Genomic DNA, 12,545 nt, shown 5'->3' with positions numbered 1-12,545 from the left:
GACGCTGCGCCGGAAGAAAGGGTTAAGATGAGCGCTTCGTTTGAGATACGGGTTCACACAAGTTTCGAGAATATCGACCCAAGTGAATGGGACAGTTGCGCTGGATCTTCTTCTAGCGAAAGTGAGAGAGCCGTAGATCCATTCACCACCTATCGCTTCCTAAAAGCGCTCGAAGATAGCGGATCAATCGGCCCTGGTACGGGCTGGCAAGCGCAGTATTTGACCGTTCACAAAGGCGATGAAATGATTGCCGCCGCTCCCGTCTATGGCAAATCCCACAGTCAAGGCGAGTACATTTTCGATTTCAATTGGGCGCATGCTTACGAAAACGCCGGAGGCCGATATTATCCTAAGCTTCAGGTCGCGGTTCCATTCACACCCGTTACCGGACGACGTCTGCTAACCAAGCCAGAGCATGAACAGGTTGGGCGCGCGGCACTCATTCAAGGTCTGGTACAGCTTGTGCAAGAAAACAAAATATCTTCCGCGCATATCACTTTCTGCGCCGAAGGCGAGGCGACAGAGGGCGAGAAAATCGGGCTTCTCAAACGTAAAAGTCAACAGTTCCATTGGAAGAACAGTAGCTACCAAAACTTTGAAGATTTCCTCAACGGCCTCTCTTCCCGCAAACGCAAAAACATTCGCAAAGAACGCAAGCAAGCCCAAAGCTTTGGTGGCGAGATTGTTCAGCTGACCGGTGACCAAATCCAACCGGAGCATTGGGATGCATTCTGGAGGTTTTACCAAGACACAGGCGCGCGGAAGTGGGGAACTCCCTACCTGACGCGGTCATTCTTCGATCTGGCTCATGAAAGGATGCGCGATGATATCTTGCTTGTCCTTGCCATTCGTGACGGCCAAGCCATTGCAGGGGCTCTAAATTTTATTGGAGCAGACGCCTTATTCGGCAGGTATTGGGGCTGCACTGAGCATTACCCGGCTCTGCACTTCGAACTCTGTTACTATCAAGCGGTTGACTATGCTATCGCGCATGAGCTCTCGACAGTCGAAGCTGGAGCACAAGGAGAGCACAAACTTGCACGAGGATATCTCCCCGTTGAAACGCACTCGCTTCACTATATCGCAGATACGGGATTCAGAGATGCTGTTGCAAAGTTTCTTGATGCAGAAGCACAAGCCATAGGCGAAGAGATCGAAATCCTCACCGCCTATGGCCCATTCAAAAATTCAGGCGAGGCCGATTAAATCGCCGCTAGGAAACTGTTGCCTGTCGACAGGTCACATTGGCCAGCTTCGTCAACCTGCAACGCAGTTACAACACCATCTTCTACAAGCATTGCGTAGCGGTTTGAACGCTTAACAAATCCAAGCTCTGGTACGTCAAAATCCATACCGATTGCGCTTGTGAATTTGCTTTCGGGGTCTGGCAACATCGTGATCCCAGCGTCCTTAGCGCTCGTTTGCTCTGCCCAAACATCCATTACGAATACGTCATTGACCGCGACGCAAATGATTTCATCCACACCTTTGGCCGCGAAATCGTCTTTGGCCTCAATAAAGCTTGGCAAATGTTTGGTGGAGCATGTGCCTGTGAACGCACCAGGAAGGCCGAAAATAACAACCTTACGTCCTTGCAATTTGTCTTTTAGATCGACTGAGTCTGGTGCTCCGTCCTTCAAAATTGGGAATGTTTCTACTGGGATTTTTGTCCCGACTTCGAGTTTCATTTCGCGTCTCCAACTGTATTTGCAACTCACAGTTCCCACCTATACTCTGCAGCTTGAATTTCAATGCAAAAGGGTATGAACAATGGCGCATTTTGTTGTGATCGGAGCAGGACAAGCTGGCGCATCATTGGTAGCCGAATTGCGAAATTCCGGATTTGAAGGCGAGATCACTTTGATCGGTGAAGAGCCTGTTCCTCCGTATCAAAGGCCACCGCTCTCCAAGGGATACATGTTGGGCGAGTTGAGCCAAGAGCGCCTTTTCTTGCGACCCGAGTCTTTCTATCACGATCAGAATATTCGCCTTGTGTTGGGCGAAAGCGTGAGTGCAATTGATCCACAATCCAAGATCGTCACCGTCGGCGACGAGGCGATAAGCTATGACAAACTCGCCATAACCACAGGCGCCACACCGCGCCAACTTCCGCCGTCGATCGGAGGGAACCTTCAGAACGTATTTACGGTACGCAGCCTCGCAGATGCCGACGCGATGTCAGAATTTTTTCAACCCGGCAAACGCCTCTTGGTCGTCGGCGGTGGCTACATCGGGTTAGAAGCTGCAGCTGTGGCGCGCAAAAAAGGTGTAGACGTTACGCTCGTTGAAATGGCCGATCGCATTCTTGGGCGCGTAGCGGCCCCCGAAACAGCCGATTATTTTCGCGCGCTTCACACCGATCACGGCGTCGAAATACGAGAGGGCCTTGGGCTAAAAGCATTACTTGGCGACGATGTCGTATCAGGCGCGGAATTCAGCGATGGAACACGCCAAGAATTCGATTTCGTCATTGTCGGTATCGGAATTGAGCCGAATACGGCAATCGCCGCATTAGCGGGGCTCGAGATTGAGAACGGTATTAGAACCGACAGTTTCGGACAAACGAGTGACCCGATGATTTGGGCCGCCGGAGACTGCGCATCATTTCCTCATTTGGGCGGACGTATTCGCCTTGAGAGTGTGCCGAACGCAATTGACCAAGCCGAGACCGTTGCTCGGAATATGCTGGGCAAAAACGAGCAGTATGTTCCAAAAGTCTGGTTTTGGAGCGATCAATACGACATTAAGCTGCAAATCGCGGGCCTCAATGTTGGATATGATCAAGTGGTCGTGCGCCCAGGCAGTACTCCAAACGCCGTAAGCCACTGGTATTTTTGTGGAAACAAGCTCCTTGCTGTCGATGCGATGAACGAACCTAGAGCCTATATGATCGGCAAACGCCTCATCGAAGCTGGAAAGTCAGCGCCCGTTGAAACCATTCAAAACCCGGACAGCAATCTAAAGGCATTGCTGAAATGAGGATCATTGCGGGGGCAAATAGAGGCCTAAAACTTGTCGATGTCGGCGGTGGCGACATTGAAGCTCGGCTGCGCCCAACCTCGGATCGAGTAAGGGAAAGTCTGTTTAACGTGCTTAATGGTGGTGCTTTCGAGCGTCCGATTGAAAATGCAAACGTCTTGGACCTTTTTGCAGGCACCGGTGCTCTGGGGCTCGAAGCGCTAAGTCGTGGCGCACGCTTCGCCAGTTTTGTCGACAATGGTCGGGTCTCTCAGAAACTCCTTCGCGAAAATATTCGTCTGGCCCGACGGCAGGATCAAACGCGTGTGCTTAAGTGTGAGGCGAGTTCCCTTCCCGAAGCTCAAGAGCCCTGTTCGCTTGTTTTTCTTGATCCGCCCTATGGCCAAGACTTGGGTGGCGCGGCCCTTGTCTCCGCCGCCGCTAAAGGATGGCTTGCAGAAGATGCGCTCATCGTTTGGGAAGAAAGCAAACCTGTGCTTGCGCCAAACGGGTTTCAGCGGATCGACACGCGGAAATACGGAGGAACGCACATCACGTTCCTTCGCTACGGAGGCTAGCTGCGCAATCGGGCCGAGAAAGATCGGCCCGATGTACATAGGCTACTTAATGGGTGCAGCTGTTCCCTCGGTCACTTGAACCGCAGCCCGCGCATCTGAAATCAATGCCGCGCCATCCAGTCCCTTGCCTGTGACTTCTTCGATCCACTCATTGATCACTTCGTCGCCCAGCGCCTTAATCTTGTTGGTTTCGTCTTCACTTAACTGCGCGATGTCGTTGCCAGCTTCTGCCATCAGTTCGCGCCCTTCAAGATCGCCCGTGTCGTGCGCGCGCCCTGCAAGAGCAGCGGCGGCGAAACCGGAGTTCGCATCAATAACGGCTTTCAAGTCATCAGGAAGCCCAGCGTAAACATCTTTGTTCATCGCCCAGATGAAATAGAGATTATAAAGTGACTTCGAACCATAAACATCTGTGTGGCTGTCTGTGAGTTCGTCAAGCTTAAGAGAAGGCGACATTTCCCAAGTGATTACGCCACCATCGACCACACCTTTAGACAGGGCTTCCGGAAAAGCGGGGACCGCCATGCCAATCGGTTCAGCGCCGAGCTTTTTCAACAAGAGAGTAGCTGCGCGCGATGGGCCACGAAGCTTAACACCCGAAAAATCTTCGATCGTTGAAATCGGCGCGCCTTTTTTATGCACGATGCCTGGGCCGTGCATATGTGCGGTAATCAAATGGACATCCGCAAAATCATCCATCAGGTGCTTTTGAGTGAAAATCCAAGCGGCTTTACTCGCCTCTTCACCGTTTTTAGGGACCATGAAGGGCATCTCCATGGCTTCAGCTTCTGGAAAACGCCCCGGCTGATAACCAGGAATAACCCAACCACCATCAACCACGCCGTCTTTAATCAGATCGTACTGACTCGGTGCTTTGCCACCGAGTTGCATGAACGGGTAAAGCTCGACTTTGATCCGACCGCCGGAATCGCGCTCGATTTTGTCCGCCCATGGCTGCATGAAATAGGTTGGATTTGCTGACTTTGGTGACACAAAGTGCTGAAAACGCAGAGTAACTTCCTGCGCTGCGGCGCTTGAAAGCGACAGGGCAGAAACCGCAAAGGCGAAGGTGGCCGACTTCAATATTCTTATCATCGCGCGGCGTCCTTTTCTAACTTGGATGTAAAAGCAACCCGTGTTTAACACCAAGACCACCAATTGCAAATCATTCGCAACTGGAACAAATGGTCAAAAATTAAGTGCTACAGTGTCGACTACTCAGCCCAAGTTGGATGGAAACGACCACTGGGAGAAAGCGTGAAAATCTCCACGCCGTCAGAAGTAACGCCAACCGAGTGTTCGAACTGGGCAGAGAGAGATTTATCGCGTGTTACGGCTGTCCAGTCATCCGCAAGAACTTTGGTTTCCGGTCTTCCGAGATTGATCATCGGCTCGATTGTAAAGAACATGCCTTCCTCGAGAACCGCGCCCGTTCCTGGCTTGCCGTAGTGCAAAACGTTGGGCGGCGCGTGGAAAACGCGCCCGAGGCCATGCCCACAAAAGTCGCGGACAACCGACATTCGATGCCCTTCGGCATACCGCTGGATTGCTGCGCCGATATCGCCAAATGTATTACCCGGCTTCACAGCGTCGATTCCAGCCATCAACGCATCATGCGTGACCTGAATCAGGCGCTCGGCTTTCTTGGACCTTTTGCCCGCGACATACATCCGGCTTGTATCGCCGAACCACCCATCAACGATAACCGTGACATCAATGTTGAGAATATCGCCATCTTTGATGACCTTCTCGCCAGGGATGCCGTGGCACACAACATGGTTCACCGAGATACAACTTGCGTGCTTATAGCCCTTGTACCCAATGGTGGCGGATTTCGCTTCTGCCTGATCAATGCGATCAGTGATCAGCTCATCAAGCGCACCTGTTGTAACGCCCGGAACGACATGTTCGGCGATCTCATCGAGGATTTCCGCAGCCAACCGGCCAGCCTTATGCATGCCCGCAAAATCTGCGTCCTCGTAAATCCGAATTCCATCTTTTGTCAGGCGACCGCGTGTCTCGTCCAAACCGGTTCTCCGTTCATAATTCTGCCTCTAAATAAGCGAGGCGCACAAAAAGGGCCAGAGGTATGACCCGCAATTCTTTATCCTACGGGCAACTCGTGCCCAAGCGTAATACAATCCGGTGTGATATTGGCACGATAGGCCATCATTTCAACGCCACGCGCACGAGCGTGTTCGAAGGCGTTTGCATAGGTCGGATCAATATCACGCGCGACATTTACGCTTTTCGCCAAGGTGTCTTGAACAAGAAATAGCATGACCGCCCGATCTCCGTTCTCGACCATACTGCGTAATTCGGCAAGGTGCTTCGCCCCGCGCGCCGTCACACTATCGGGAAATTCAACGAAACCTGGCTCACGGCACAGGGTGGCCGACTTGACCTCTAAATAACAACGTTGCTCTTGTGTTGAGAGTAGGAAATCAACGCGCGATCCCTCGCCGTACTTAACTTCAGGTTTAACCGTTTCATAATGTGACAGCGCCTCAATTTTCTTGTCGTCGAGGGCTTCGGCAACAATGCGATTGGCGCGACCGGTATCGATTCCTGTAAAATGATCCGGCCCGTGCTCCACCAAACGCCAGCCGAATTTAAGCTTCTTTTTCGGATCTTCATTTGGTTCGACCCAGATGCGCGCGCCCTCTTGGGCAAGCCCTATCATCGAGCCTGGGTTTGGGCAATGCGCCACAACCTCTTGGCCGTCTTCAAGTCGGATATCTGCGAGAAATCGTTTATATCGTCGGATGAGCGTTGCAGGTACAAGGGGGCTGTCAAATTTCATAGCGCAGACCTATACAATGCACGTATCTCGATCAAGGAGCAGAAGATGGCAAACCCGACCGCTGCGATGCTGGTAATTGGCGACGAAATCCTATCTGGACGCACACGAGACGCCAATATGCACTTTCTGGCTGGTGCGCTTACCAAACATGGCATCAATCTGCGTGAAGTTCGGATTGTGAGCGACGACAGAAGCAGCATCGTTTCCGCCGTTAAATCCCTCTCCCAAAGCTATGATCACCTGTTTACATCAGGCGGCATCGGCCCGACCCATGATGATATTACTGCTGACTGTATAGCGGAAGCATTCGGCCAAAGCATCGACATTCGCGAGGATGCCTACGCTCTTCTTGCGGCGCATTACGAGCGCACCAACAAAGAGTTTAACGCTGCGCGGCAACGCATGGCGCGCATACCAGAACACGCTACTTTGATCGACAATCCGGTCTCTGTCGCGCCGGGATTTACCGTTCAGAATACCCATGTGATGGCCGGGGTGCCGAGCGTCTTTCAAGCAATGGTCGAGGCGGTATTGCCGCAACTTTCGGCTGGCGCGCCGCTGCATAGTAAATCCTTGCGTATTGAGCGGGGCGAGGGCGATATCGCCGGCCCCTTGGGCAAATTCGCCGCTCGGTTTCCGGAGCTTTCAATTGGCTCTTACCCGTTTCAGGAGAATGGGCTTTACGGCGCCAATATCGTTCTTCGTGGGGAAAATTCCGATATGCTCTCAGAGGGTTTCGCCGAACTTGAACGGCTGTTTGCAGATTCATGAGCAAGGCCTATTTCGACACGATTGATGCCACATGGCCCCCACTAAACATTATCGAGCGCGGCGGCTTTCTGCTTCGTAACGGAGGCGGCAGCGATAGCAAGCGCGTGTGTTGCGCAACTCTGAACACATCGCTTTCCGCTGCGGATATCCAAGACGCCGAGACAGGGATGATTGCCCTGAACCAAAGGCCACTCTTCATGATCCGCGAGGAGGATAACGAACTCGACGCCAAGCTGAACGAACGCGGCTACGATATTGTCGATCCGGTACACATTCTTTCGGCGCCTGTCGCGACGCTTATCCGTGAGCTTGAGCCGCTTGCATGCTTCGAGGTATTTCCACCACTCGCCATCATGGAGGAGATTTGGGCAGCAGGTGGCATTACCGAAGGACGGCTCAACGTTATGCACCGCGCTCAAACTGCCAAAACAACTCTCCTTGGGCGCGCAAAAGGCAGGGCTGCGGGGGCTGCTTTTGTCGGATTGCACGAAAAAATCGCTATGTTACACGCACTTGAGGTGTCTTCACGCGCCCGTCGGCAAGGAGTTGCCGTCAATATGATGTATGCTGCTGCCAACTGGTCGCAAGATCATGGGGCAGAACAACTATCTGTTGTTGTTACGCACGCAAATACTGCTGCAAATAAACTATACACTTTCCTGAATATGAAACCTGTGGGACACTATCACTATAGGATTAAACAAAAAAACAGCAGGATCGATTGAGCACAGCCCTAGAATCTCCAACTGCGTTGAACCTACCTCCGATGGATCCGCTTCCAGCGGAGACCCAAAGGTATTTTGACATCTGCACAGAGAAACTTGGCTTTGTACCGAACGTATTAAAGGCCCATGCCTTTAGCATCGAGAAGCTCAACGCATTTACCGGCCTTTACAACGAACTCATGCTGGCTGGTAGCAATCTGAGCAAGCTTGAGCGTGAGATGATCGCCGTTGTTGTGTCTGCCCAGAACCGTTGCTTTTATTGCCTTGTTGCGCATGGTCAAGCAGTCCGTGCACTGTCGGGTGATCCCACTCTTGGTGAAATGCTTGTCATGAACTATAAAGTGGCACCACTCACAGACAAACAAAGGCACATGCTCAATTTTTCCGTGAAATTGACGAAATCCAGCTCGGACATAGAAGAGGCAGACCGCGAGTTACTTCGTGGCTCTGGTTTCTCTGATGCCGATATCTGGGATATTGTGAATGTCGCCGCGTTTTTCAACATGACAAACCGCGTCGCCTCCGGCACGCAGATGCAACCAAACCCAGAGTATCACGGCCAGAACAGATGAAAAGCACCAAGCATATCGTTGCAGGTGTACTTGCCTGCCTGCCTATGGCGTCGACGGCCATGGACCTGAAGCTGCCGAATGGCGCTCAACTGGTTGCTGAAGCGCTTGAAAATTCTAGCAGCTATCGCCTTCCGACTGGCGGCTGGACTGGTAAAGATGTTGCTTCTGTTTCTGCGGAAGGGCGCGTCGAGAAACAAGCTTGGAAGATAAGCTCTTCGCGCGTCACGACGCTGGGGCTCCTTGACATGATGCGCGATCAACTTGTCGAAGACGGGTATACGCGCCTTTATGAATGCGAAACCGCAGCATGCGGTGGATTTGATTTCCGGTTCTCGGTTGATATTTTCCCCGAACCCATAATGCACGTCGATCTTGGCGATTTCCGCTATTTTGCAGCCCAAAAAGAAACAGAAGACGGGCCTCAATATGCAAGTCTTGTCGTGAGCAAATCGGCAAGCGCTGGATACGTTCAAATCGTTCAGGCCGGAGGCGATCCTTCACTTGGCTTACCACTGACAACAGCCACAAAAGGCGCAAGACCGACTGAAACCATTGCGCAAGGAAGCCTTTCCGAAAGCCTTGAGAACAAAGGGCATTTTGTGTTGGACGATCTTGTTTTCGCAACGGGTTCATCTGCACTTGCGGATGGTGACTTCGCAACTCTTGCGGCCCTCGCTGACTACCTCAAGGCAAATCCAGAGCGGAACGTTGCGCTCGTTGGACATACAGATTCCGAAGGTTCGCTGACCGACAATATCGCGCTTTCAAAGAAACGTGCGCGTTCTGTTGCTGCAATGCTGGTCAACAAATATGACGTGCCAGAGGCGCAATTGTCTGCAGAGGGTATGGGATTTCTCGCGCCGCGCGCGAGCAATTTGACCAATGAGGGACGCGCACAAAACCGTCGGGTAGAGGTTATCATGACCTCAATAAACGGCTACGCGGCCAATCGCTAGGATCAGCAGCTCAAGTTAAGTTGCGATGGGGATTACCAGGCGTCTGGGCCTTTTTCTGCGAATGAATTCACAAGAAAATCAATAAATGCGCGCACCTTGGGCTGGGTAAAGCGGCCTGGCGGATAGACGGCGTAGATCCCTTGTTTTTCAACAGGAAGATCGGGCATCGCCTCTTCGATCAAGCCGTCATTCAGCGCATTCGCGTAGAGATAGCTCGGCAAATACGCGATACCAAGGCCGGAAACAGCCGCATTCAAAAGCGATTGCCCGTCATTCACAGAAAGCCAGCCAGATGTGCGAACCTGTCGTTTTTCGCCAGATGGTGCAGTAATTTTCCAAACTGCGCCGTTCGACTGGTTCGTGTAGTGAAGAAGTTTGTGATCGTTCAGATCGTCAATCTTTGCGGGGCGGCCAAACTCTTCAAAATACTTTGGCGAAGCCACCATACGTTTGGTTGTTTCTGTAAGTTTGCGAGCGCGAAGTGTGCTGTCTTCCAGCTCACCAATTCGGATCGCCATATCAAAACCTTCGCTAATCAATTCGACATAGCGATTGTTCAGAACCATGTTGACGGTAATTTCTGGAAAATCGGACAAAAACTCGCCAAGAACGGGCGAAAGATGGTTAACGCCGAAGTCCGTTGCGACTGAAATGCGCAGCAAACCTGATGGGGCCGATTGCATGGATGTAACGAGGGCATCTGCTTCGCCAGCATCGTTCAAAACACGACGGGCACGATCATAATACGCCAAGCCAATTTCAGTCGGGCTGACACGACGGGTTGTCCGGTTCAACAGACGGGCGCCGAGGCGCGCTTCGAGCGATGAAACATGTTTGGAAACAGCAGACTTAGAAATCCCCATTTTCTTAGCCGCGTCCGTGAAGCCGCCCTGATCCACAACTGTGGCAAAGGCTTCCATCTCTGTTAAACGGTCCATTTGTTACCCTTACATCAACGTCGTGCCAGAAATATATGGCCGTCAATTTGGGCGGAATTGTGCTGATAGACTGACAATATGGCGGTTTTTGTGGAACCGTTTCCAAAACAACGGCCACAAATGCGGAGGCGCGCATCCACCGCGGCTCCGCTAATAAACCATTAATTTGAAATAATAAAACAGACTATAGAGTGGCCGCCAGCCTTATGCCTTGGTCAATCGCACGCTTTGCGTCAAGCTCTGCGGCGACATCCGCGCCACCAATCACATGAGGCACTTTGCCGAGCGCTTCCAACTCGTCGGCGAGGCTCCGTTCAGAGACCTGCCCAGCGCACATCACAACGGTATCGCAAGGAATAAGCTGTGGGCGTTCACGCGCCTCTCCAAAGCTAATTTGAATACCCTCCGGCGAGATTGATTCATAGTTAACGCCGCCGATCATCTTAACGTCTTTCATCTGCAACGCTGCGCGGTGAATCCAGCCTGTGGTCTTACCAAGACGTTTGCCCAGCTTTTCGGCCTTGCGCTGCAACAGAACAACATTCCGCGCGGGAGCATCCGGTTGTGGGCCCTCTTTGGCAAGGCCACCACGAGTTAGCTCCGGATCTCCAACACCCCATTCACGTTTCCACTGCTCAAGATCGAGTTCGTGATCTGTATTGTCATGAACAAGATACTCCGCGACATCGAAGCCAATGCCGCCTGCCCCAATAATTGCAACGTTCTTGCCAACCTCTGCACCATTCTTCAGGACATCAATGTAAGACAATACATGTGGGAGATCTTGCCCCGGAATCTGTGGATCGCGTGGCGTGACACCTGTTGCGATGACGACCTCATCAAATGTAGCGAGTTCGGTTGCGGATGCCGCTTCGCCAAGCTTCACGGTGATCTCAGACTTTGCGATCATGGTTTTGTACCAATCCACCAAGCCGAAAAACTCTTCCTTGCCAGGAACCTGTTTCGCGATATTGAGCTGACCGCCAAGCTCATTAGATTTTTCAAACAGACACACATCATGACCGCGCTCAAACAGAGCAAGAGCCGATGCCAAGCCCGCTGGACCCGCGCCAACAACTGCGACAGATTTCCTGACGGCTGCTGGTGAGATTTCAAGCTCGGTTTCATGACAGGCACGCGGGTTCACAAGGCAGCTCGTAAGCTTGCCCGAAAAGGTATGGTCAAGACAGGCTTGATTGCAGGCAATACACGGCGCGATTTCGTCGGCCACGCCATCACGCGCTTTATTTACAAAATCTGCGTCCGCCAAGAACGGGCGCGCCATCGAAACCATATTCGCTTCGCCCGCTTCCAATATTCCTTCCGCAACATCCGGCGTGTTGATGCGATTTGACGTGATAACCGGAATGGAAACCTGCCCCATCAGCTTTTTGGTCACCCAGCTAAAGGCCGCGCGTGGGACAGAGGTTGCGATCGTCGGAATACGCGCCTCGTGCCACCCGATTCCGGTATTGATAATTGTTGCGCCTGCGTCTTCGACTGCTTTGGCAAGCATCACCACTTCATCAAACGTACTGCCGTTTGGAATGAGGTCTATCATCGACAAGCGATAGATCAGGATAAAATCCGCCCCAACAGCCTCGCGCACGCGCCGCACAACCTCCACCGGAAGACGCATGCGGTTCTCGTAAGAGCCGCCCCATTCGTCCGTCCGCTTGTTGGTATGCGTAACAAGGAACTGGTTCAGGAAGTATCCCTCTGAGCCCATGATTTCGACGCCATCGTAGCCCGCCTCTTTTGCGCGGGCGGCGGCCGTAACGATATCGGAAATCTGTTTCTCAATGCCCTCTGCATCAAGTTCCTTGGGTGGGAAAGGTGAAATAGGAGATTTCACCGCACTCGGTGCTACGCAGTCAGGCGAATAGGCATAACGGCCTGCATGCAGGATTTGCATCGCGATCTTGCCGCCGCTGGCATGGACGCGATCGGTAACAACACGATGATTTTCAATGTCTTGCGGTGTGAACAAGCCCGCAGCGCCGGGGAATACACCACCTTCTTTGTTCGGTGCCATGCCTCCAGTGACGATCAGCGCAACCCCGCCTTTGGCCCGATCACCATAGAACCTAGCTACACGGTTCCAGTCTTTTGTTTCCTCAAGTCCAGTGTGCATTGACCCCATGAGAACACGGTTTTTCAATGTGGTGAATCCCAGATCGAGTGGGGACAAAAGATTTGGATATTGGCTCATGGCTGGTCCTCCTGAAGCCGCGAGTTTACGCT

The 12,545-nt window shown here is 52.4% G+C and carries 13 protein-coding genes; 7 read left to right on the top strand and 6 right to left on the bottom strand.

Translation table 11 applies throughout. From position 1 onward, the window contains the following. Nucleotides 1-27 precede the first annotated feature (27 nt). On the top strand, nt 28-1,206 hold the full coding sequence (locus N9C89_RS15105; RefSeq protein ID WP_263954850.1) for a GNAT family N-acetyltransferase: 1,179 nt from the start codon (nt 28-30) through the stop codon (nt 1,204-1,206). On the opposite strand, the gene N9C89_RS15100 is transcribed toward N9C89_RS15105, so the two are convergent. Next, on the bottom strand, nt 1,203-1,688 hold the full coding sequence (locus tag N9C89_RS15100; RefSeq protein WP_263954848.1) for a peroxiredoxin: 486 nt from the start codon (nt 1,686-1,688) through the stop codon (nt 1,203-1,205). The genes N9C89_RS15105 and N9C89_RS15100 overlap by 4 nt on opposite strands. Nucleotides 1,689-1,770: 82 nt before the next feature. Between N9C89_RS15100 and N9C89_RS15095 the strand changes: the two genes are divergently transcribed. Both N9C89_RS15095 and rsmD read left to right on the top strand, forming a co-directional pair. Next, entirely contained in the window at nt 1,771-2,979 is a 1,209-nt protein-coding gene (locus N9C89_RS15095) for an NAD(P)/FAD-dependent oxidoreductase (RefSeq protein WP_263954847.1), read from the top strand. Further along, entirely contained in the window at nt 2,976-3,536 is a 561-nt protein-coding gene (gene rsmD / locus N9C89_RS15090) for a 16S rRNA (guanine(966)-N(2))-methyltransferase RsmD (protein ID WP_263954846.1), read from the top strand. Before N9C89_RS15095 ends, rsmD begins: the two co-directional genes overlap by 4 nt. A 42-nt stretch (nt 3,537-3,578) precedes the next feature. Here rsmD and N9C89_RS15085 read toward each other — a convergent pair whose 3' ends face one another. From N9C89_RS15085 to sfsA, 3 genes are all read right to left on the bottom strand, one after another. Beyond that, on the bottom strand, nt 3,579-4,631 hold the full coding sequence (locus N9C89_RS15085; RefSeq protein ID WP_263954845.1) for a TRAP transporter substrate-binding protein: 1,053 nt from the start codon (nt 4,629-4,631) through the stop codon (nt 3,579-3,581). Between the two features lie 119 nt (nt 4,632-4,750). After that, on the bottom strand, nt 4,751-5,563 hold the full coding sequence (gene map / locus N9C89_RS15080) for a type I methionyl aminopeptidase (RefSeq protein WP_263954843.1): 813 nt from the start codon (nt 5,561-5,563) through the stop codon (nt 4,751-4,753). 77 nt (nt 5,564-5,640) lie between these two features. Continuing rightward, nucleotides 5,641-6,339 (bottom strand): DNA/RNA nuclease SfsA, encoded by a 699-nt coding sequence (gene sfsA, locus N9C89_RS15075; protein ID WP_263954841.1) that lies wholly within the window; start codon nt 6,337-6,339, stop codon nt 5,641-5,643. Nucleotides 6,340-6,384: 45 nt separating this feature from the next. Between sfsA and N9C89_RS15070 the strand changes: the two genes are divergently transcribed. The 4 genes from N9C89_RS15070 to N9C89_RS15055 are packed head-to-tail and all read left to right on the top strand — an operon-like array spanning nt 6,385 to nt 9,363. Further along, the gene (locus N9C89_RS15070; RefSeq protein WP_263954840.1) at nt 6,385-7,110 is read left to right on the top strand and encodes a competence/damage-inducible protein A; all 726 of its coding nucleotides are present in this window, start codon (nt 6,385-6,387) and stop codon (nt 7,108-7,110) included. Next, nucleotides 7,107-7,835, top strand: coding sequence for a GNAT family N-acetyltransferase (locus N9C89_RS15065; protein WP_263954838.1), 729 nt, complete (start codon nt 7,107-7,109; stop codon nt 7,833-7,835). The genes N9C89_RS15070 and N9C89_RS15065 overlap by 4 nt, the downstream gene beginning before the upstream one ends. After that, the gene (locus N9C89_RS15060) at nt 7,832-8,407 is read left to right on the top strand and encodes a peroxidase-related enzyme (RefSeq protein ID WP_263954837.1); all 576 of its coding nucleotides are present in this window, start codon (nt 7,832-7,834) and stop codon (nt 8,405-8,407) included. Before N9C89_RS15065 ends, N9C89_RS15060 begins: the two co-directional genes overlap by 4 nt. Then, complete coding sequence (locus N9C89_RS15055; protein ID WP_263954836.1) at nt 8,404-9,363, top strand: OmpA family protein; 960 nt, start codon at nt 8,404-8,406, stop codon at nt 9,361-9,363. The genes N9C89_RS15060 and N9C89_RS15055 overlap by 4 nt, the downstream gene beginning before the upstream one ends. Nucleotides 9,364-9,395: 32 nt before the next feature. On the opposite strand, the gene N9C89_RS15050 is transcribed toward N9C89_RS15055, so the two are convergent. Together N9C89_RS15050 and N9C89_RS15045 are read right to left on the bottom strand one after the other, a co-directional pair. Next, nucleotides 9,396-10,301: a LysR family transcriptional regulator gene (locus N9C89_RS15050; protein ID WP_263954835.1), complete on the bottom strand. Its 906-nt coding sequence runs from the start codon at nt 10,299-10,301 to the stop codon at nt 9,396-9,398. Between the two features lie 184 nt (nt 10,302-10,485). Further along, nucleotides 10,486-12,513 (bottom strand): NADPH-dependent 2,4-dienoyl-CoA reductase, encoded by a 2,028-nt coding sequence (locus N9C89_RS15045; RefSeq protein ID WP_263954834.1) that lies wholly within the window; start codon nt 12,511-12,513, stop codon nt 10,486-10,488. Nucleotides 12,514-12,545: the final 32 nt, after the last annotated feature.

This window comes from Halocynthiibacter sp. SDUM655004, from assembly GCF_026015885.1.
Taxonomy (GTDB): Bacteria; Pseudomonadota; Alphaproteobacteria; order Rhodobacterales; family Rhodobacteraceae; genus Falsihalocynthiibacter; species Falsihalocynthiibacter halioticoli.
Note: the sequence above shows the minus strand (reverse complement) of the source record. Positions and strands in the feature narration are given on the sequence as shown.